This window comes from Kamptonema formosum PCC 10802 (genome assembly GCF_000332335.1).
Lineage (GTDB): Bacteria > Cyanobacteriota > Cyanobacteriia > Cyanobacteriales > Oscillatoriaceae > Oscillatoria.
In genome coordinates this window covers 748,025-769,979 of the sequence record NZ_KB235948.1, presented here as the reverse complement: position 1 = coordinate 769,979, position 21,955 = coordinate 748,025, and the positions used below count along the sequence as shown (strand labels likewise).

Genomic DNA, 21,955 nt, shown 5'->3' with positions numbered 1-21,955 from the left:
GGGCACTGGGCGCTGCGCACTGGACATTGGGCATCATCGCATTGCGCAGAAGCAATCCATCCCCAATCCCCAATCCATGCATCCATGCATCCATGCATCCATGCATCCGGGCGTCCAATGCCCCATGCGCCATGCCCTGTGCCCCGCGCCCGGCGCGACAGGTCAGGGGCCGGCCTAAATCTTTATATTATTTTAGCATTCACCTGCCATTTTATCCAGTATAATAGCACAATCAGAAAAAGCTTTACCGGCTGTCCAGAGCCGGCACTGATCGGGCGCGACCCGCAGAATACTTGCGCCCGCTAAAATTCAAGAATAAAATCGGTTTTTTTTGATTGGCAGCGGCTATAATCAGTGATGTGGGGAGATGGAGAAGAACCGACCGCAGTCCCCACACACCATAAGAAATAGCCGCTATGACAGACAGCATCCCCTTTTTTGCCAGGTCAGTAAAACAACAGCTAAGTTGTTTCGGTTCGGCATCAAGAGTGAGCTGACAAAAACAACCCAGAACTTGTTTAAGTAAGCCGGTGAATAAAGGATTCAGCTCAAAGGGAATCCTAGAAAAGAGAGAGCCTTGTAAGAGGCGCAGAACGGACAGGTAATCAAGCACGCACGCTCGTGCGAAACCTTGGTAGAATCTCCAGGGGATTGAGGAAAATGAACACAAAAATCTTTGCCACACTAGACGGCAACGAAGCGGTCGCCCGCGTTGCCTACAAACTCAACGAAGTCATTGCCATTTATCCCATCACCCCCTCATCACCGATGGGTGAGTGGGCGGATGCTTGGGCGTCAGAAGGAAAACCCAACCTCTGGGGAACCGTTCCCTCCGTGGTAGAAATGCAGAGTGAAGGCGGCGCAGCCGGCACCGTACACGGGGCGCTGCAGACGGGCTCCCTAACAACAACCTTCACCGCCTCCCAGGGATTGCTGCTAATGATCCCCAACCTCTACAAAATCGCCGGCGAGCTGACCCCCTGCGCGATCCACATAGCCGCCCGCTCCCTCGCCGCCCAGGGGCTGTCCATCTTCGGCGACCACCAAGACGTAATGGCAGTCCGGCAAACCGGCTGCGCCCTGCTGTGCTCCGCCTCAGTGCAAGAAGCCCAGGACTTCGCCCTAATTGCCCAAGCCGCCACCCTAGAATCCCGAATCCCCTTCCTCCACTTCTTTGACGGCTTCCGCACCTCCCACGAAGTCCAGAAAGTCGAACTGCTTTCCGACGAGGACCTGCAAGCCCTGATCGACGACCGGCACATCTTCGCCCACAGGTCCCGCGCCCTCACCCCCGACCGGCCCGTCCTGCGCGGCACCGCCCAAAACCCCGACGTCTACTTCCAAGCGCGGGAAACCGTCAACCCCTTCTACAGCGCCTGTCCCGACATCGTGCAGAACGCGATGGACCTCTTCGCCTCCCGCACCCGACGCCAGTACCGGCTCTACGAATATCACGGCGCGCCCGACGCCGAGAGAGTCATTGTGCTCATGGGTTCCGGCTGCGAAGCCGCCGGCGAAACCGCAGACTGTCTCAACGCCCGTGGCGAAAAAGTCGGCGTCCTGAAAGTGCGCCTGTACCGCCCCTTTGACATGAAGCGGTTCGCCTCCGCCCTGCCGGCAACCGTCAAAAAGATAGCAGTCCTCGACCGCACCAAAGAACCCGGTGCCGGTGGCGAACCCCTCTATCTCGATGTAGTGACAGCCCTGCACGAAGAGTGGCCAGGAGCCATGCCCAAAGTCGTCGGCGGGCGCTACGGCTTGTCCTCCAAAGAATTCACACCGGCAATGGTGAAAGCCGTCTTCGACAACCTCGCCGCCGACAAGCCCAAAAATCACTTCACCGCCGGCATTAACGACGACGTAAGCCAAACCAGCCTCGACTCCGACCCCAGTTTCAGCACCGAACCCGACAGCGTAGTGCGGGCGATGTTCTACGGTTTGGGTTCCGACGGCACAGTCGGCGCAAATAAGAACTCCATTAAAATTATTGGCGAAGAAACCGACAACTACGCCCAAGGCTACTTTGTCTACGACTCCAAGAAATCCGGTTCCGTCACCGTCTCTCACCTGCGCTTCGGTCCCGAACCCATACGCTCCACCTATCTGATAACTGAAGCCAACTTCCTCGCCTGTCACCAGTGGGGGTTCCTCGAACAGTTCGAGATGCTCGCCCCAGCCGTTAAAGGCAGCACCTTCCTGCTCAACAGCCCCTACGGACCCGAAGAAGTGTGGGGCAAACTGCCCGTGCCGGTGCAGCAAACCCTGGCTGACAAGCAGCTGAAATTCTACGTTATCAACGCCACCCGCGTGGCGCGGGAAAGCGGCATGGGCGGGTACATCAACACCGTCATGCAGGTTTGCTTCTTCGCCCTTTCTGGCGTGCTCCCGCGAGAGGAAGCAATAGCCCAGATCAAGAAAACCATCAAAAAGACCTACGGCAAGAAAGGCGCTGAAATAGTTCAGATGAACCTCAACGCCGTCGATGCGGCGCTGGCGAACCTGCACGAAGTGCCCCTGGGCGAAGTGAGCAGTGAAATTAACCTGCGCCCCGCAGTTCCCGACAGCGCACCGGCATTCGTGCGGGACGTTCTCGGCGCGATGATTGCCAAGTGCGGGGACAGTGTGCCGGTCAGCGCACTGCCTGCTGACGGCACCTACCCCACCGGCACCACCAAGTGGGAGAAGCGCAATATCGCCCAAGACATTCCCGTGTGGGACCCCGACGTGTGCGTGCAGTGCGGCAAGTGCGTCATGGTTTGCCCGCACGCCGTGATTCGCGGCAAGTCTTACGACGGCAAATATCTGGAAGGCGCACCGGCTGAGTTTAAGTTTGCCAGCACCAAAGACCACGATTTTGCCGGTGAGAAATTTACCATTCAGGTTGCGCCAGAAGACTGCACCGGCTGCGGCATCTGCGTGGACGTCTGTCCGGCGAAGAACAAGTCAATGCCGTCGCGCAAGGCGATTAATATGGAACCCCAGCTGCCTTTGCGCGAGACAGAGCGGGTCAACTGGGATTTCTTCCTCAGCTTGCCAAATCCCGACCGGCTGCGGCTCCACACCGACCGCATCCGCCAGCAGCAGTGGCAAGAACCCCTGTTTGAGTTCTCAGGCGCGTGTGCCGGGTGCGGGGAAACCCCCTACGTCAAACTGGTGAGCCAGCTTTTCGGGGACCGCACAGTCGTCGCCAACGCCACCGGGTGCTCCTCTATCTACGGCGGCAACTTGCCCACAACGCCCTGGACGCACAACGCCGACGGGCGAGGACCGGCGTGGTCAAACTCCCTGTTTGAGGACAATGCTGAGTTCGGCATGGGCTTCCGCGTCTCCATTGACAAGCACGCCCAGTTTGCCGCTGAGCTGGTACACAAGCTGGGCGGCGAGATTGGGGACAGTCTGGCCAGCGCCATTCTCAGCGCCGACCAAAAGTCGGAAGCCGATATTTGGGAGCAGCGCGAGCGGGTGCGTCAGCTCAAGGACAAGCTAGAAACTCTGGATTCGCCCGATGCCAAGCGGCTGCTGAGTGTGGCGGACTATTTGGTGAAGAAGTGTGTCTGGATTATTGGCGGCGATGGCTGGGCTTACGATATTGGATATGGCGGCTTGGATCACGTGATCGCTTCCGGGCGGAATGTGAATATCTTGGTGCTGGATACCGAGGTATACTCGAACACTGGCGGGCAAATGTCGAAATCCACTCCGCGCGCTGCTGTGGCGAAGTTCGCTGCCGGTGGCAAACCCGCAGCCAAGAAAGACCTGGGCCTGATCGCCATGACCTATGGCAATGTTTATGTGGCCAGCGTGGCAATGGGGGCGCGCGACGAGCACACCCTCAAGGCGTTTTTGGAAGCGGAAGCCTATGACGGGCCATCTCTGATTATCGCCTACAGCACCTGCATCGCCCACGGCATCAATATGACAACTTCTATGCAGCAGCAAAAGGCTGTGGTTGAGTCAGGGCGCTGGTTGCTGTACCGGTATAACCCAGATTTGAAGGCTCTTGGCAAGAATCCCCTGCAGCTGGACAGCCGGTCGCCCAAGAAGCCGGTGGCGGAGTCATTTGCGGCGGAAAACCGCTTCAAGATGCTGACGAAGACTAAACCTGAGGAGGCTAAGCGGCTGCAAAAAGAAGCCCAGCGAGATATTGATGAGCGCTGGAAGCTGTACGAGTACATGGCGGCGCGTTCCGCAGCGACAAGTTTGTAGTTGAGCTTTAGCCCTACAGGTTTGTAGTTGAGCTTTAGCCCTACAGGTTTGTAGTTGGGCTTTAGCCCTACAGGTTTGTAGTTGGGCTTTAGCCCTACGAGATCGCCCTGCCTCCAGGACAACTGTGATTATGTTTGCAAGAGGACAGGCGAGACGCCTGTCCTACAAAACTTGAGAGCAGATTGGCGTCGCACGGTAGAAAGATGATTTCAACTTTTTTCCACTCATGGAAAACCCCCTCTCACTCCCCCTCCCCGCAGCCGGCAATCGGGGGTTGGGGGGTGGGGTTCATCCCGGCAACGCCTGTAGATTAATATCAGGAGACATGAGTAAATGGATCTGAGTACGACCTATCTGGGATTGCAGTTGCGCTCGCCGCTCGTCCCTTCTGCAGCAGCGCCCCTGACTGAAGATATTGACAATGTAAAAAGAATGGAGGATGCGGGTGCCGGTGCCGTGGTGCTGCACTCGCTGTTTGAGGAGCAGCTGCTTCGCGAAAAGTTTGAGCTGCACCACCATTTGCAGTACGGAACCGAAAGTTTTGCTGAAGCGATTACTTATTTTCCAGAGCCGGAAGTTTTTCACACCGGCCCGGAACTCTATCTCAATCATATCAGCAAGGCGAAACAGTCTGTCAGCATTCCGGTGATTGCTAGTTTGAATGGCTACTCGCGCGGCGGCTGGACGGAGTACGCCCGCCTGATGCAGGAAGCCGGTGCGGATGCGATTGAGCTGAATATTTACTGGGTGCCGGCTGACCTCAACATGACCGCAACTGAGGTTGAGGAGGAGTATATCGCTATTGTTCGCGAGGTGCGGGAAGAGATAACGATTCCTCTCGCCGTGAAGCTCAGCCCGTACTTTTCCAGTCTGGCGAATATGGCGAAACGGCTTGACGGAGCCGGTGCGAATGGGTTAGTATTGTTTAATCGCTTCCAAGCGCCAAACATCTCATTAGAGGAGTTGGAAGTCAAGCCAGAAGCGTCATTAAGCACGCCGGAAGCCATGCGCCTCCCCATGCGCTGGATTGCGATCCTCTATGGCCGGATTCAAGCGGATTTGGCCTCTACAAGCGGTGTGGGGAAAGGAAAGGACGCCCTGAAAATGCTGATGGTTGGGGCGAAAGTGACGCAAGTTTGCTCGGCGCTGCTGCGCCACGGCATCGATTACCTGCGCGTCATGGAGGGGGAGATGGTTGATTGGATGCGGGAAAATGAGTATTCTTCTGTGAGGCAGCTGCAAGGTTCGCTGTCGCAGGTGAACTGTCCGGAACCCTCGGCTTTCGAGCGGGCCCAATATGTAAAAGCCATTGAAAGCTTCAAACCAGATTTTTTGCCGGTGTAGGAGTCCTGAAACGCAGCCCAGAAACCGGGTAACTTCGGCGAAACCCGGTTTCTTAGCCCACCTAGCCCAGAAACCGGGTTTCTGGAATCCCCTTGGCATCCCACCCGAAAGGTGGCTTGAGAAACCCGGTTTCTTGGTTAATTAACAAAAATTTAAGCGAGTTGGTATCGCCGGCACCTGGACGATTTCCAAAAATAAGTCTATACCTAGAGTAGAAACTCAACCAGCTTAGGAAGAGGAAGTTATGAGCAGGCCAAAACGAATCGGTGTCCTCACCAGTGGGGGGGACTGTCCGGGTTTAAATGCCGTAATCCGCTCAGTCGTCAAATGTTCCACGCGCCAAGGCTGGGAGGTGTACGGTATCCCCTACGGAACTGATGGCTTAATAGAAGTAGCCAGAGCCAACACCAAGCCAGAAGACCTGAAGTTAAAAGAGCACGGCTACAATATTCCGGGATTGCTTCAGGGGCTAGATGTCTTGCAATTCCTCAGCGGTAGCGTTCTCGGCTCCCTCAGCAAAGGAGACACGGACAAGTTTGCGGACGATATTATTAAGGGCTACGAACTCTTGCAGCTGGATGGCTTAATTGCCATCGGGGGAGATGGGAGTTTGGATATTATCTACAATTTAGCACAGAAAGGAAACTGGAACCTGATCGGAATCCCCAAAACTATCGATAACGACGTTCCGTTTACAGAGCGGTCAGTCGGATTCGACACGGCGGTGGACACTGTGACAGAAGCGCTTTACGACCTAACTTTCACAGCAGCATCTCACGAGCGCGTCATGGTGGTTGAGGTGATGGGGCGGGATGCGGGGCACTTGGCGCTCCACTCCGGGATTGCCGGTGGGGCGGATATCATTTTGATTCCGGAACTGACTCCCACCCTGAATGATGCTGTGCTGGAGGAAATTTGCGAGACAATTGCCTCATTCCGTCACGAAAAGCGCAAATTTGCCTTAGTGGTTGTTGCGGAGGGCGTCAAAAATTACGAAGGGAAAAAAGAAAAGTCGATAGGCGAGTATTTAGCCAAGCAGATTAAAGACTACAGCAACAAACTCTGCGCTCTCGATCGCAAGCAGTTCTGCGGTATGGATGAGGTGGACACTCGCGTCACGGTTCTCGGTCACTTGCAGCGCAGCGGAACTCCTACCTCTGCAGACAGGCTGCTGGCGACCTCTTTTGGCAGAGCGGCGGTGGATTTAATCGCCAATCAGGAGTACAACCGGCTGGTGGTGTGGCGAAACGGAGAAGTTCAGACTGAACCGCTAGATCAGGTGATTGATTTAGTGAGAAAGTGCCATCGGGAAAATCGCTGTCCGTCGCCGGTAAACCCCAATGGCTTTATGGTGCAAACTGCGCGGTCCCTCGGCATTTATGTCGGGGACTTGACGCCCTCTCTCAACGGTGAACCTAGAAACCGGGTTTCTATCACAACTTTTTCATCTAACTCGAAATGTTAAATCAGAAACCCTGTTTCTCAGCCCCCGCCCCCAAGAAACCGGGTTTCTGTGACAACTTTTTCATCTCCCCCGAAAGGTAGATTCAGAAACCCGGTTTGTCATATCCTTCAGAATAGATTATACTAAGAAATGCAAATCTTTCATAGAAAAGCCAAATCTCTCTCGGCATGAAAAATCGCCGGCCCAAAAAAAGAATAGCTCTCGCCGCCTCCCTGGCAGCCTTTCTGGGCATCTCAATCTGGTTCGCCATGACAGCTGTTAAGCCAGCGATTGACTCCTGGCAGTGCACTGGCCAAGTCAGCCGACCGCTGTCCTGGATGAGCGAGAAACCGGTTGACCCCAAGCTAGTTGCTGCCAACACGCGGTTTAGCTTCAAACTCTTCTCACAACTCCTCAAAGAGAACAGCGGCAAAAATGTGTTTGTCTCGCCCGCCGGCATTGCGCTCGGACTCTCGATGCTCTATAATGGTGCCGGTGGCGAAACCCAACAAGCAATGGCTAGGGTTCTAGAGTTAGAGCTTACAGACCCAAACTCCCTAAACCAAGCCAGTGCCATCTGGCAAGCCGGTCTGGTGAGAGCCGAACCGGAAATTGCTATCTCGCTGGGGAATGCCCTCTGGGCAAATCAGAGAGTGCTTTTAAAAGAGGACTTTATCCAGAAATCTCGCGATTTCTACAGCGCCAAGGTGACAGGGGTGGATTTTGCCGGTGCCAAAACAAAACCTGCGATAGATAGCTGGTTCAAGCACTGCACCCGGGGGAAAATCAGTGGGGGCACCGGCACAATACAGCCCGATACCGTGCTGTTCCTCACCAGCGCCGTTTCCTTCCAGGGGGTGTGGGCGGATTCCTTGAACAAGCTAGAGACTGGAGAGCGTTTCTTTACGCTGCTTGACGGTCGCAAAAAGCAGCACCCAGTCATGTCTGGAGAGGGGTGGTACAGCTATTATGAAACTGAGCAGTTCCAAGCGGTCAGTTTGCCTTATGGCGACCGCCGGTTTAGCCTGCAAGTCTTTCTGCCAAAGCCCGGGTCAAGTCTCGCGGAATTCTATAAAAACCTCACCCCGGAAAACTGGCAAAAATGGATAACGTCCTTTAGCGTCCAGCAGGGGCAGATCCAGCTGCCCCGCTTAAAACTGGAATCTGACACCGACCTTAACACAGCACTGACCGCCTTGGGGATGGGAGTAGCCTTCGAGCGGGATCGGGCTGACTTTTCTGATATGGCCCCCCAGGTTTTTCTTGACCGAATCCAACAGAAAACCTTTGTGACAGTCAGCGAAAAAGCCAGCAAAGAACCAGAAATCCCTCGCGGAACAGCCAAAGCGGCGTCGAAAGTCTCACCCCCTCCTAAACGGTTTCAGATGATTGCTGACCGGCCTTTTTTTTGTGCTATTGTAGACAATCGAACGGGAAGCATTGTGTTAATGGGGTCAATTGTAGAGCCGCAGTAGGGTGGCGTACTGCGGGCGTCACCCACCTCAATATCCTATTTACCAAAGTGGGATGCTGCCCGCTTATTGGCCTCAATGTCAAGAAACGATCGCATTTTTGATTCCTTGCAGGGGCGGGAGAACCCCACCCGCACTCATTTCCTTTTCTTTATCCTCCCTTAACCCCATCGAACCGCCAGAACCGCCCAGTTTGCCATCACGACTTGAATCCTGTCTGATATCATGTCCGGTGGCATCCTTATGGCGCAGACTGTCGGGAAGGCGATGAATCCCAACTCTACAATATCAGCTGCTGGAGGCGAACTGGGGGGCAGATCGTTAAAAAACTTAAAAGAATAGACCCCAACTTGCCGGCACCCTCTATCCTAGTTTTGGTAAAAATTCTTTTCCCGGGCAAGTGCCGGCCTTGCCAGCAGCCAGACGGCAGCAGCGAGTGCGGAAAAAAGGGCGTTTTGCTGGAACTGTCCCGGGAGAAATTTGCGGCTTGGCGTGCCGAGCGAACGCTATAGAGTGTAAAACGGGTACCGTATGGCAGTGCATTGTACAAAACGGATAGGCGTGTTAACCAGCGGCGGCGACTCGCCGGGAATGAACGCAGCAGTCAGGTCGGTCGTGCGCACCGCCCTAGAGCGTCAAGTCGAAGTGTGCGCTATCTATGAAGGCTACCAAGGCATGGTAGAGGGGGGCGATCGCATCTGCCTCCTGAGCTGGGACAGCGTGGGGGGCATCTTGCACAAAGGCGGAACAGCGATCGGCTCCGCTCGCTGCAAAGCTTTCCGCACCCGGGAAGGACGCCTGAAAGCAGCCCGCAACCTCCTGCAATACGCTATCGACGCCTTAGTCGTGATCGGGGGAGACGGGAGTCTCACCGGCGCAGATGTCTTCCGGTCCGAATGGCCAGAACTGCTGAAGGAACTGGTGCAAGCCGGCGAGATTACCCAGGAAGAAGCGGACTGTCACCCCGCTCTGGTGATTGTCGGACTGCCTGCTTCCATAGATAATGACATGTACGGAAGCGACATGACCCTCGGCACTGACACAGCCCTGCACCGGATTACCGAAGCAGTTGACGCCATTTCCTCCACCGCCGCCAGCCACCAGCGCACCTTTGTCGTAGAAGTCATGGGGCGCAACTGCGGCTATTTGGCGCTCATGGGGGCGCTCGCCACCGGCGCAGACTGGGTGTTCATTCCCGAATCCCCTCCTCCGGATGACAGTTGGGAGGAGCAGATGTGCCAGGTGCTGAAAACGGGACGGGAGTCGGGACGGCGGGACAGTATTGTGATTGTCGCAGAAGGTGCCAGAGACCGGCACGGGAATCCAATCAGCGCCCAGTCTATCAAAGAACTCCTGGAAGACCGGCTCGATGAGGACACCCGCGTCACGATTTTGGGTCACGTGCAGCGCGGCGGAGCGCCCAGCGTCTTCGACCGCAATTTGAGCACCATGCTCGGTCACGCCGCCGTCGAGTACATTCTGGAAGGCTCACCGCAATCCGAGCCGGTGCTCACCGGCATGCGGGGGAACCGCATCCTTCACTCCCCCCTGATGCACTGCGTGGAGCGGACTCAGGCCGTCGCCGGTGCGATCGCAAAGGGGGAGTACGACAGAGCAATGGAACTGCGGGGAAACAGCTTCAAAGAAGCCTACCACACCCTGCAGACCCTGATGCAAGCCAAGCCGCGCCCCCCGCAACCCGGCCAGAAATCCCTGCGCCTCGCCGTGCTCAACGCCGGCTCCGCCGCACCAGGAATGAACACTGCAGTGCGGGCATTCGTGCGCCTCGGCATCGACAAAGGCCACACTGTCCTGGGAATCGAACACGGTTTCCGGGGACTGGTGGAAGGCAACATCAAACAGCTCGACTGGCTGAGCGTCAGGGGCTGGGCCACCACCGGCGGCTCCGAACTGGGAACCAGCCGCAAAATTCCCAAAGCTAGAGATTTCTATGCGATCGCCCGACAGATAGAAGCGCACAACATCCAAGGATTGCTGGTCATTGGCGGCTGGGTGGGGTACGAAGCGGCCTACGAACTCTACGCCCAGCGGGACACCTTCCCCGCCTTCAGCATTCCCATCCTCTGCGTGCCGGCGAGTATCGACAACAACCTCCCCGGTTCCGAACTCAGCGTCGGTGCCGATACGGCTCTCAACAATATCACTCAAGCGGTAGACAAGATTAAGCAGTCCGCTGTCGCCTCCAACCGCTGCTTTATCGTTGAAGTAATGGGCCGCTACTGCGGCTATTTGGCCCTGATGAGCGGTCTGGCCACCGGCGCTGAGCAAGTCTACCTCAACGAAGAGGGCATCACCCTCTCTCACCTGCAGCGCGACTTGTCCTACCTGATCGACGGCTTCAAGCGCGGCAAACGGGTGGGCTTGGTGATTTGCAACGAAAATGCCAATCCCGTCTACAATTCCGATTTCATTAGCGCTCTGTTTGCAGAAGAAGGCCAGCAGGTGTTCCAAGTCCGCAAAGCTATTTTGGGCCACTTGCAGCAGGGAGGCGACCCCTCGCCCTTCGACCGCATCCAAGCTACCCGATTCGCTGCCAAAAGCCTCGACTTTCTCATCCAAGAAGCTCAAAAGGCTTCACCCGCCAGTGCCTTTATCGGGTTGCAAGCAGGTCAGACCCAGTTCTTCGACCTCGGCGACTTCCCCCGCATGGTGGACAAAGAGCGCCAGCGCCCCAAACACCAGTGGTGGCTGGACTGGCAGCTGATTTCCCGAATTCTCTCCCAACCGGCAGCCGGCGCTTGCCAGACTGCCGGCGTCTGCGACTCTTAATGCCGGTTTGTAAAGAAAACAAGCTCCCCCCAACTCCCCTGAACAAGGGGGGCGCGGGGGCTCCGCTCACCAGCACGCCCCTTCATATTCTCTTTACAAACCGCCTCTCAGGGAGAGCCTCCCCTTGAGAAATACGTGTGAATACTATACTTTTATAGCCCTAGGCAGTTAGTTTAGGACATCCCAGGCAGCTCCAGATATCTCATCGCTGATAGGGTTAGCGCTTGCAGGGTGTTAGGGCTTGCGGTACGCCGCAGCCTCCTTCGCCCCCGATCCCCCGCTCCTGAGCTCCAGACCTCCAGAGATCCGGAATGTGCGCTCCCTAAGTGGCTGCTGCTAGAAGAAAAAAGCAATCAAGCGGAATCCTGCCAGATATGGGCAGAGCCTGACAGTGTTTTGGCTCCCCGAGAGTGCCGGTAAACAAGAATAGGGGGTGACAATAGGAAATTATATCTACTGCTGCCGCAGCCGCTGACAAGCCCCGTTTCCCCACAGTAGGGTGGTTTGAGGCTGCCGGCTAGCCCGGGCGCGAACTGTGAAATGTCTGTAATTGAAAAAAAAGCTAGCCAAAATAAACAGTATATCCTTTCCGTCAGGAAAAGTATCACAGCTGCTTTATAAAGAAAAAGTGAAGCCACAAGAAACTGGCTTTTTTTGTGCTGGGTCAGCGGTCAAACTGAGCCCTCCGGCAGCAAGATTCGCGGGTTCTGGCCCCGAGGGGGAGCTTAACAATTATTTTATAAATCAGCTCTCAGTTCTGGAGCGGAAAAACCTCGACAAGAGGAAACGCTTGTATTACGATTGAGAGCAAGTGATGACTTAGGCTTGTCAGAAGCGGGGCGAAAACCCCGTGAGATTATCCTCATTAGCCGAGAAGCTTGAAAAGTCAGCAGGGCCGGCTTGGGCCACAGGGTGAGCGGGGGAGACAGTCTTTTGTCAAGCTGAATCCCGGCAACAGGATTGAAATGGAGGGTACAGGTGTTGTGGAAATTTTTTCTAGCCGGTACAGCAGTTTCAGCCGCAACCTTGGCGGTCTGTGGGGTCGCGCTGGCGCAAATAGCAGAGCCCGCAGGCCAAACCGGAAAATTCGCGCCGGCTCAGCCTCTAACCCCACAAGCGACGGAAGCTGAGCCCGTGCCGTCGGCCACAGTTGCGCCACCGGCACTGCCTGCGGAATGGCCGGCAGCGGATAGAGCCGGCGTCGCCAGCACTCAGGCAGCTCCAGGCAGCGCCACTGAGGTGGCCGGTGCGCCACCGGCTCTGCCAGCGGAATTGCCGGCACCGGCAGCAGCGCCGGTGCCAGAGCCAGCCAGCCCCGAGACAGATGCCAGCGGGGACAGCGATCCGATGGCGCAAGTCACCTCCGTCTCCCAGCTGTCCGACGTACAGCCGGCAGACTGGGCGTTCCAAGCCCTGCAGAACCTGGTGGAGCGCTACGGCTGCATTGCCGGCTATCCTGACGGCACCTTCCGGGGAAATCGGGCCATGACGCGCTACGAATTCGCTGCCGGTTTAAACGCCTGTCTGGAAAGAATCGTTCAGCTGCTTCAAACCACCGACACGTCCAACCTCGCCTTAAAACAGGATTTAGCCGCGCTGCAGAGGCTGGCAGAAGAGTTTCAGGCAGAACTGGCGGCACTGCGGGGTCGCGCCGACACCCTGGAAGCGCGCACCGCCGAACTGGAAGCTAACCAATTCTCCACCACCACCAAGCTGCACGGGTTAGTGAATCTTGTGGCCACTGACGCCATCGGCGAAGGGGGTGGCGATAGCGTTCCGGTGTTCCAGCAGCGAGTTCGCCTCACCCTCAACACCAGCTTCACCGGCAAAGACTTGCTCGTCACCCGCATCGCCACCGGCAACAGCCGCGCCCCCCAATTTGCCGACACGCTCAGAATCCCGGGCAGCTTCTTCCCAGATTTTGGCACCCGCGAGGGCGTCCAAGCCTCTCAGTGGTACGGGGATTGGAACAATAGCCAGATTGTAGGCTTGGTAACGCTCCACTACTGGTTTCCAGTCGGAGAGAAGTTGCTAACCGTTGTGGAAGCTTACGGCGGCCTTCACGCAGATTACGCCCCCAGTGTCAACCCTCACTTTGAGGACTTTGACGGCGGCAGGACCACGCTGTCGATCTTTGCCCAGAGAAATCCGATTAAACGCCTCGGCGGCGGATCGGGCGTGGGGTTCCTCTACACCCTGAGCGACTCACTCCAGCTCAGTGCCGGCTACTTGGCAGGAGAAGCGTCAATCCCCAGCGCCGGGAACGGTTTGTTTAATGGGGACTCCTCGACCACCGCACAGCTCACCTGGAAGCCTAGCCAGAACCTGGGCGTAGCGCTCACCTACAACCGCGCTTACTTTGGCCCGGGCCACTTCGCCTTTGGGGACAACAGCGCCTTCTTTGGCATTGCCGGGTACACCGGCACCGGCGTCATGTACAACACATTCCTCCCCTACGCAACCGTATCCAACTCCTACGGCGGCGAAGTGTTTTGGAAACTCAGCCCCAAATTTGGCATTGGCGGCTGGATCGGCGCGACCCAAGTCCAGGCAATCGGAGACGGATATTCCGGCGAGATTGACGTTTGGAACTATGCCCTCACCCTCACCTTCCCCGACTTGGGCAAGAAAGGCAACCTGGGCGGTATTGTTGTCGGTGCGGAACCCTACTTGGGCGCAGTTGGTGAGGTCCCGCTCCACGTCGAGGGCTTCTACAAGTATCAGGTAACAGATAATATCTCGATTACCCCGGGTGTGATTTGGCTCACTGCGCCCAACCAAAACGCCGACAGTGAGGACGCAGTTATTGGCACCCTCAGAACCACCTTCGAGTTTTAACTTAGGGGGGAACATGGAGCCCGGATGAAGCCTCAGTATTTCTCCTTATTTTCAATTTTCTCTGCTCCTCTATCCAGGAGATCGAGTCCCTCTTGCGCCCCGCACGCACCCCCTTTCAAGATGGAGCTGCTGCCATAAGTATTAAGAAAATGTTGAGAATCCTTGCCAATTCTGAGAGCAGTGCCATACTTGCTCACAGGAACTGAGGAAATTACGTAAACCCCAATGTTATCGGTGCGACATTGTACCTACTGAAGCCTCAAGTTCCCTGTGTTAGCTATCTAATAGCCGAAAGGCGTGCATCCCTCAAGAAAGGCGAAATTTAATAGTCGATTCTATCGACAAAGCTAGATAATGTGTTATAATGCATACAGAAAATTGAGGACAGCCCTATTCCTAGATATGTGAAGTTTTCCATTGTCCCAGTTGCGGCTTTAGGCTATCGCGGGACAGGAATGGCGCTTTTGGGATTTTCCTGAAAGCTCTGCGGGATACCGCCTCTATCACTTTGAATGGTGATAGTGCCATCGTTGCACTGTCCGGAGATTCCCGGACAAATGTCGCGTAAATGGATCAGCAAATTTGCAAAGCTTTTAACGAGGTAAGGCAATCGCATGACCAAAAAGATTTTGATTATCTTGTCCGAGTGGGGTTACTGGGGTGAGGAGCTGATTGGCCCTCTGGAAACCTTTGACAAGGCTGGGTATGAAGTCACCTTCGCAACTCCCACCGGCAAGCGTCCTGTGGCCCTGCCCCCCAGCATGGACCCCAACTACATCGACCCACCCCTGGGACGCAGCGTCACTTCCCAGGAAGTAGCGGACAAGGTGAAGGAAATCGATTCCTCACCCAGACTGGACAGCCCGGTGAATATCTCTGAAATTATGCCAGAGATGCCTTATTTTAGCTCCAGCAGCCTGATCCGGGATCTGGAGAGCTATTACAAGGCAATCGACAAGGCGGAGACGGAATTTCTGTCGAAATTCGACGCCATGCTGATCGTCGGGGGAAGTGGCCCTATCGTCGATCTCGCCAACAACCAGAGAGTGCACGACATCATCCTCAGCTTTTTGCGTCGCGACAAACCCATCGGTGCCGAGTGCTACGGCGTTGCTTGCCTCGCCTTCGCTCGCGAGCTGGAAAATCGCAAGAGCATCATCTGGGGCAAACACGTCACCGGTCACTGCAAAGAATACGACTACCACGACGGCACCGGCTTTATGGGCACCGACTTCAACATGGGCCCGCCGCCCTATCCCCTGGAGTACATCCTCCGCGACGCCACCGGACCCGATGGCGCATACATTGGCAACTTCGGGAAGGAAACCTCGGTGATTGTGGACTATCCATTTATCACCGGACGCTCCACTCCCGACTCCTATCTCACAGGCGAAAAAATGGTCGAAGCTTTGGAAAAAGGACTGACGCGCTACGGCTGGTAAACTGTTTGTAGTTGGGCTTTAGCCCAAAGTTCGTAGTTGGGCTTTAGCCCAAAGTTCGTAGTTGGGCTTTAGCCCAAAGTTCGTAGTTGGGCTTTAGCCCAAAGTTCGTAGTTGGGCTTTAGCCCAAAGTTCGTAGTTGGGCTTTAGCCCAAAGTTCGTAGTTGGGCTTTAGCCCAAAGTTCGTAGGGGCGAGTTTACTAACATCTGAACTGAGCAGAGACATTTTGGGTGAACCCGCCCCTACTTTAGCCCGTTTGTAGTTGGGCTTTAGCCCCACCTGTTTGTAGGGGCGGTTTTACAACGCAAAGAGAAGAGAAGGAGAGAGATTGTTGGGGTTTACTGGCACTCTTTTTTTGCCGTTACTCTCGATTGTCCGCCCTCAATATATTCAGGGATTGTTCAAGCAAAAGGGATAGAACTAAGTTTGAGCAAAAGATAAAAATTAACCGAAAAGGAAGACAAACTTAATGACTGTAAAAACAGGACGCTTTGCGATAATTGAACAGCTGCTCGCGGATGGGATTACCTACATGTTTGGCAACCCGGGCACCGTAGAGCAGGGGTTTTTGGATGCGCTGTGGGAGTACCCGCAGATGAAGTACATCCTGACGTTGCAAGAGTCGATTGCCGTGATGGCAGCAGACGGTTACGCGCGGGCGACGAAAAAGCCGGCGCTGGTGCAGCTGCACAGCACTCCTGGAGTGGGAAACGGCATTGGAGCGCTTTACCAGGCAAAACGCGGTCACTCCCCGCTGGTGGTGATTGGCGGAGATTCGGGGATTAAGTATCAGGCAATGGACGCCCAAATGGCGGGAGATTTGGTGGCAATGGCAGAGCCGGTCACCAAGTGGTCAACGATGGTGATGGACTCCAAATCTGTACTGCGCGTTTTGCGGCGGGCGATTAAAATTGCCGCCACTCCCCCAATGGGACCGGTATATGTGTGTCTCCCGCAAGATATTTTAGACGAGCCGGTGGTAGAAGATGTCTTCCCCACTTCTATCCCTTCCTCCCGCGTAGCGCCAGACGACGGCACAGTCAAAGAAATGGCTGCCATGCTGGCTGCAGCTAGCAAGCCAATGATTTTTATTGGCGACGGGATAGCGTATTCTGGAGCGCAAGAAGAGCTGGCAAAAGTCGCGGAACTTTTGGGTGCGGAAGTGTGGGAGTGCGACAACGGCGAACTCAACATGAGCCACACTCACCCCCTGTATCAGGGAGCCACCGGCCACATGTTTGGCTACCAGAGCCTTCCCATCCTGCAAAAAGGGGATGTGAACCTGGTTTGCGCCACTTACATTGTGCCAGAGGTTTTCCCCGAACTCGGCAAAGTGTTCGCTCCGGGAGCCAAGGTGATTCATATCGATTTGAACGGGTATGAGATTGCCAAGAATCACCCGGTTGATATCGGTGCTGTCAGCGATCCGAAACTCACCCTGGGCAAGCTGGCAACTGCCCTGGAACAGATAATGACGCCGGAACAGAAAAGCGCCGCTCAGGCGAGGGTGGCGGAAATCGGCAAAGCCAAGGAAGAAAAATTGGCTAAAGCCATAGAGGCGGATAAAGCCATCCGGGACGAAGTTCCCCTGCACTTCTCGCGGTTTATGGAAGAGTTCGCGCCGAAATTGCCAGAGGATGTTATTATCTTTGATGAAGCGCTCACCTGTTCCCCACCCGTGGTCAGGTACAAGCCGGCAACCAAACCTGAACACTATTTCCTAACCCGTGGCGGTTCCTTGGGAGTGGGGATTCCTGGAGCGATCGGGGCCAAACTTGCCAATCCCGACAAAACCGTGATTGGCTTCACCGGCGACGGCGGCAGCATGTACACCATACAGGCTCTGTGGACAGCGGCTCGCCACAATGTAGACGCCAAGTTTATAATCTGCAACAACCGCTCCTACCGGCTGCTACAGCTGAATATCCAGGCTTACTGGAAAGAGATCGGCGTACCGGAACACGATTTTCCGCTTTCTTTTGACTTGTCGAAGCCAGAAATTCGCTTTGATGAAATGTCCCGAGCGATGGGCGTCCCTGCGGTTCGGGTGGAGAAGCCAGAGCAGATTGGGCCGGCGATTGACCAGGCGCTGTCGCACAAGGGACCGTTCCTGATTGATGTGGTTTTGGAAGCTAATGTTCGCCCGGATATGATTGGCGTTCGCTGCGGACAGTAGTCTGCTGAATGAACGGCACTAAGCTGTTAAAAGTTCGAGGAAATTCAGGGATGCAGTGTGAGGGGTGAAACAAAGCCAGATTTCACTCTTCACCCCTCACACCGCAGCTTTCGCCTGTTTGTCCAGCCGGTGCGGCCAATCAACCAAAAACTGGTGTTAAAAGAGGAGTGAACTGTGGCCATAGATTTATTTGACGCTCAGTATTATGCAGCCCAAAATCCGGACTTGGCGGCTGCTGGGATCGATACGGAAGCTGAATTGCGCGACCACTTCCAAAGATATGGGTTGCTGGAAGGGCGGAAATTTTCGCCGTGGGTGGATTTGGACTATTATCGAAATAGCTACTCCGATCTGGAAAATTTTAACTACGCCGACCTGTTAACTCATTTGGAAAACAATGGAGTGCGAGAGGGGCGGCGATTCTCACAGGCATTCGATCTCAAATATTACTTGGCAAATAACGCCGACCTCAATCAAGCATTTGGGGGAGATGAAGAGCGAGCGTTCCAGCACTTAATAGCGCAAGGAATAAACGAGAATCGCGTATTTTTGCGGGGCGAAAATCGAGATTTTTTGAAGGAGTATTTGGCCGCTAACCCGGATGTCAATAAATCTGTCGGGGGCTCTCTTGAAGGAGCGCTAGAACACCTAATCACCTACGGTTTCGCTGAGGGACGCTCGGGCTCCCAAGAAAGCTTTGGTGCTGAGAACATCGACTTGCAGGTCGTGCGGCAAATGTATGAATCGCTGGGACGGGGTGACTACACAAGCTTCCAGGACTTGCTGACTGAGGATACAGTTTGGACTTTTTCTGGAGATAGCAGTATAATCCCGTTCGCTGGCCAATGGGAGGGTCGTGACGGCGTACTGGAATTCTTTAGCACAAGAGACGAGTTCGTCACCAGCAATGTCTTCGAGATTCGCGGTTTTTTTCAGGGCGAAAGCCAGATTGTCTCCCTGTTACATGAAGACCTCACAGTCAAGGAAAACGGCAGTGAATATGCGATTGAGGTTTATAATTTAATAACGGTGACAGATGGCCAAATATCCCGACTTGAAGGTGTCTTCGACAGCGCTATCTCAGAGGCCGCCTTTTTAGGAGAAAATACGGCGGTGGCACAGTCAAGAGACGCACTCACAGGCATGAGTCTGGCTCGCTCACTCTCTGGAGCGGGGACGCAGGCAGTGGCGCAACAGCAAAACACGGCACAGGTTTCGGACAGCTTTGATGATAGCGGACTTTTTGGTGTGTCAGGCGCTGCGACTGCACCGCTGTATACGGGCGTTTCTAATAGCGCTTTAGGGGTGTCGGATTCGTTTGAGTTGCAGACAGCAGAGCAGAATGTTTTTCAGCCGCAGCAGCTATGGGCAATATCCTTGTCGCCAGTCAGCTGACGGATCAAGTGCTGGAGTTTAATGGGTTAACGGGGGCGTTTATTGGGGTTTTCGGCGCAGCGAGCGCAGAGGGCAGCGGTCTGGACTTTCCTGCCGGTGTCGCCCCCGGGCCCAACAACGACCTCTATGTCGCTATCAAGGACAGTAGGGGCGGGTTCACCCGCATACTATCGGGAAAGCCCAGAATTTTTATAAACCCGCCCCCACCTAGGGAAGGATAGGAACGTACCTTCGCCCCAATGCTCAACCAGAAAAGAGATATCAGAGGTTTTGGGCGGGTTTATCGGCGCATAAGCTGTGTGGCACAGGCTGTGGATGAACCCGCCCCTACATAATGTTAAACGCCCAGTAGCTTTAAGTTGACACCAGTGCCACGGGGGGCCGCCCCTACATCCTTCCTGTGCCGGAAAGTTTTCGGGTGAGCCCGCCCCCCAGACAATTCACCGACCTTGACATCTGGCAAAAAATATGCATCAATAGCCTCAGAAGCGACTCTCTCGCAAGCATCCAGCACTGCTGGCGTTCGGGCGGTCTGCTTACCACAATTATCGCTAAAACCCTATAAATTTTGGCTTTTCTTTATAAAGTGTCTGCTACCACTGATTAGTTAGAAGGGAGGGAAGATATGAAGATTCTGGCCATTGATAAGATTTTGCCAGGAGCTACGGAAGAGAAAATCTATCCGCTTCTGAAGGAGGAAGCCGCCCATGCGTGGGAACTCCACAATCAGGGGGTTTTCCGCGAGCTGTACTTCCGCACGGACCGCAACGGTGCTGTCGTGATGCTGGAATGCGAGTCGGTTGAAGAAGCGCGGAAAGTCATTGACACGCTTCCTTTGGTGAAAGCCGGCTTGGTGGATTTTGACCTGATCCCTCTGGGAGCGTTTAAGCCTCTCGGCACTCTGTTTGCTAAATAGGGGTAGAGCCGGCTCCCCAAAGTAGCGCTAATAGCGCTAGATAACCGGTAAATTAGAAACGCGATTAATCGCGCCTCTCGAAAAGTAGGAAACGATGGGTGAACCTATTTCAGAACTGTTTTACGACCTGGCATACTATGCTGCTAACAGCCCTGAGCTAGGGGAAGCGGGGCTAACTTCTGCTGAGCAGCTGTTGGAGCATTTGAAAACATTTGGGGTGGCGGAAAGCCGCAAGTTCTCTCCGTTTGTGGATTTAGCGTTTTATGAGCTGTCTAACCCGGATTTGCAAGCGGCAGGTTTGACTGACGAGCAGTTGCTGGAGCATTTGCAATGCTGTGGACTTCAGGAAGGCCGGCTCTTTTCTCCGTTTGTGGATTTGAAGTTCTATGCGGAAGCTAACCCGGAACTGGCTGCAGCCGGGTTGAGGGAGCCAGAACAGCTGTTCCGGCATTTGCAAATTTGCGGAATTTATGAATGGCGCAAATTTTCTAGGTTTGTTGATTTAAAGTTCTATGCGGCAGCGAATCCTGATTTGGCGGCTGCCGGTTTGACGGAACCTGATGAGTTATTCCGGCATTTGCGAACTTGTGGGCTGGCGGAAGGCCGGTCCTTTTCGGCGTTTGTGGATTTAAAGTTTTATGCGGCGCACAATCCGGACTTGGCGGCTGCAGGCTTGACGGAACCTGAAGAGCTGTTAGGGCATTTGCAACTGTTGGGATTTCGGGAAGGCCGGCGGTTTTCACCTTTTATTGATTTAAATTTATACGCGGCGTCTAATCCGGATCTGAGGGCTGCCGGTTTGACGGAGTGCCAGCAGTTATTTGAGCATTTACAAAGTGTTGGTGTCAATCAAGGGCGCGCGTTTTCGCCCTTTGTCGATTTAAGGTTCTATGGGGATAGCAACCCGGATCTAAAGGCAGCCGGGTTGAGAGAATTCGAGCAGTTATTCGAGCATTTGCAAACGGCGGGGTTAAGACAGGGGCTGCGGTTTTCCCCCCAAGTGGATTTATACGCTTACGCAGCAAAGAATCCTGACTTGTTGGAAGCGTTCGGAAATGCCCCAGAGAAACTTTTTGAACACCTGGTTGCGGTGGGAGCCGCTGAAGGGCGGGACTTTGGCCCCCTACTAGCCCCTGAGTTGGCCCACCTCCGAAGGGTGAGCCAAACTTGAGGGCGCAGTGTTTGAAAGTCGCTCACAGAAGGAGGTGAGAACCAACTTCAGGGGCAAGCGTTCAGCCTCAACCCTCGGACATTCCGACTCCCTCCCTCCCCAGCTCCCGCGCTTTTCCTGTCCGTGCCCAATATGACTGCTGCTATATATTTTCGCAATGGAGGCGCAAAGGCACCCACTAGCGGTTAGCTTCAAAGACTAAAACAATGATCTCATAAATTTCACCGCTGTTTTATGATTTGGGATTGCAGAGAACAGCCCAGATTTAGCGGCAGCAGGCTTGACAGCACCAGCTGCTGGAGCATTTGCAGAAATGGGGGGGGAAGAGATCCGCAAATTTTATCTCCTAATAGACCTATATTTTATGGCGCGTCCTGCCCAGATTTGCAGGCAGCAGGCTTTGATAGAGAGGGGCTGGTTGAACAGGTGGAAACCTCAGGACTGCGGGAAAGGCTTTGTAAGCAGTAAGTTTAGAGTTTTATCGAACTAGCAACGCATATTTCATGCTTGATATACGAGCATCAGACCGATCGATTGCAGACTTTTGGGATAAATGAGGGGCGGAATTTTTCTGAATTTTTAGATTCAAAAATTTACGGCAATAACAACGCGAATTTTGCCGGGTCGATCGACAAAGACCTGTTATAGCAGCAGTCATATTGGTTAGGACACGCTATGGCCCAATAGGATCTGCTGCTATATCAGAGGTTAGGGGCGGGTTTATCGGTGTTGTAGCTGTGTGGCACAGGTTGTGGGTGAACCC

General features: G+C 54.6%; 14 protein-coding genes and 1 pseudogene. 14 read left to right on the top strand and 1 reads right to left on the bottom strand.

All coding sequences use genetic code 11. The features are described 5' to 3' along the window. Positions 1 to 244 precede the first annotated feature (244 nt). A complete protein-coding gene (locus OSC10802_RS53995; protein WP_017715390.1) occupies positions 245 to 613 on the bottom strand; it encodes a hypothetical protein in 369 nt (122 codons plus the stop codon). Between the two features lie 47 nt (positions 614 to 660). On the opposite strand from OSC10802_RS53995, the gene nifJ reads away from it, so the two are divergent. From nifJ to OSC10802_RS0103350, 14 genes and pseudogenes are all read left to right on the top strand, one after another. Continuing rightward, a complete protein-coding gene (gene nifJ / locus OSC10802_RS0103430; RefSeq protein ID WP_017715389.1) occupies positions 661 to 4,206 on the top strand; it encodes a pyruvate:ferredoxin (flavodoxin) oxidoreductase in 3,546 nt (1,181 codons plus the stop codon). 333 nt (positions 4,207 to 4,539) lie between these two features. Then, complete coding sequence (locus OSC10802_RS0103425; protein ID WP_017715388.1) at positions 4,540 to 5,550, top strand: dihydroorotate dehydrogenase-like protein; 1,011 nt, start codon at positions 4,540 to 4,542, stop codon at positions 5,548 to 5,550. Between the two features lie 244 nt (positions 5,551 to 5,794). Continuing rightward, positions 5,795 to 7,015, top strand: a complete 1,221-nt coding sequence (locus OSC10802_RS0103420) for an ATP-dependent 6-phosphofructokinase (protein ID WP_017715387.1) — start codon at positions 5,795 to 5,797, stop codon at positions 7,013 to 7,015. A gap of 167 nt (positions 7,016 to 7,182) precedes the next feature. After that, entirely contained in the window at positions 7,183 to 8,469 is a 1,287-nt protein-coding gene (locus tag OSC10802_RS0103415) for a serpin family protein (protein ID WP_017715386.1), read from the top strand. A 347-nt stretch (positions 8,470 to 8,816) separates the two neighbouring features. Beyond that, positions 8,817 to 8,978, top strand: coding sequence for a hypothetical protein (locus tag OSC10802_RS48730; RefSeq protein WP_017715385.1), 162 nt, complete (start codon positions 8,817 to 8,819; stop codon positions 8,976 to 8,978). Positions 8,979 to 8,997: 19 nt separating this feature from the next. Beyond that, on the top strand, positions 8,998 to 11,256 hold the full coding sequence (locus OSC10802_RS0103405) for a 6-phosphofructokinase (RefSeq protein ID WP_026098125.1): 2,259 nt from the start codon (positions 8,998 to 9,000) through the stop codon (positions 11,254 to 11,256). A gap of 978 nt (positions 11,257 to 12,234) precedes the next feature. After that, positions 12,235 to 14,094 (top strand): iron uptake porin, encoded by a 1,860-nt coding sequence (locus OSC10802_RS0103395; protein WP_017715382.1) that lies wholly within the window; start codon positions 12,235 to 12,237, stop codon positions 14,092 to 14,094. Between the two features lie 406 nt (positions 14,095 to 14,500). Continuing rightward, a pseudogene (locus OSC10802_RS45755) lies at positions 14,501 to 14,662 on the top strand (RNA-guided endonuclease TnpB family protein); the annotation flags it as partial. A gap of 46 nt (positions 14,663 to 14,708) precedes the next feature. Then, positions 14,709 to 15,536 (top strand): type 1 glutamine amidotransferase domain-containing protein, encoded by an 828-nt coding sequence (locus OSC10802_RS0103380; protein WP_017715379.1) that lies wholly within the window; start codon positions 14,709 to 14,711, stop codon positions 15,534 to 15,536. Between the two features lie 467 nt (positions 15,537 to 16,003). Further along, a complete protein-coding gene (locus OSC10802_RS0103375; RefSeq protein WP_017715378.1) occupies positions 16,004 to 17,710 on the top strand; it encodes a thiamine pyrophosphate-binding protein in 1,707 nt (568 codons plus the stop codon). Between the two features lie 174 nt (positions 17,711 to 17,884). Continuing rightward, positions 17,885 to 19,105 carry a nuclear transport factor 2 family protein gene (locus tag OSC10802_RS43905; protein ID WP_017715376.1) on the top strand — a complete coding sequence of 407 codons (1,221 nt, stop codon included), beginning with the start codon at positions 17,885 to 17,887 and terminating at the stop codon, positions 19,103 to 19,105. Beyond that, positions 19,075 to 19,326 carry a hypothetical protein gene (locus OSC10802_RS0103360; protein WP_017715375.1) on the top strand — a complete coding sequence of 84 codons (252 nt, stop codon included), beginning with the start codon at positions 19,075 to 19,077 and terminating at the stop codon, positions 19,324 to 19,326. The genes OSC10802_RS43905 and OSC10802_RS0103360 overlap by 31 nt, the downstream gene beginning before the upstream one ends. A gap of 404 nt (positions 19,327 to 19,730) precedes the next feature. Next, positions 19,731 to 20,021, top strand: coding sequence for a YciI family protein (locus OSC10802_RS0103355; RefSeq protein WP_017715374.1), 291 nt, complete (start codon positions 19,731 to 19,733; stop codon positions 20,019 to 20,021). Positions 20,022 to 20,115: 94 nt separating this feature from the next. After that, positions 20,116 to 21,192: a hypothetical protein gene (locus OSC10802_RS0103350; protein WP_017715373.1), complete on the top strand. Its 1,077-nt coding sequence runs from the start codon at positions 20,116 to 20,118 to the stop codon at positions 21,190 to 21,192. Positions 21,193 to 21,955: the final 763 nt, after the last annotated feature.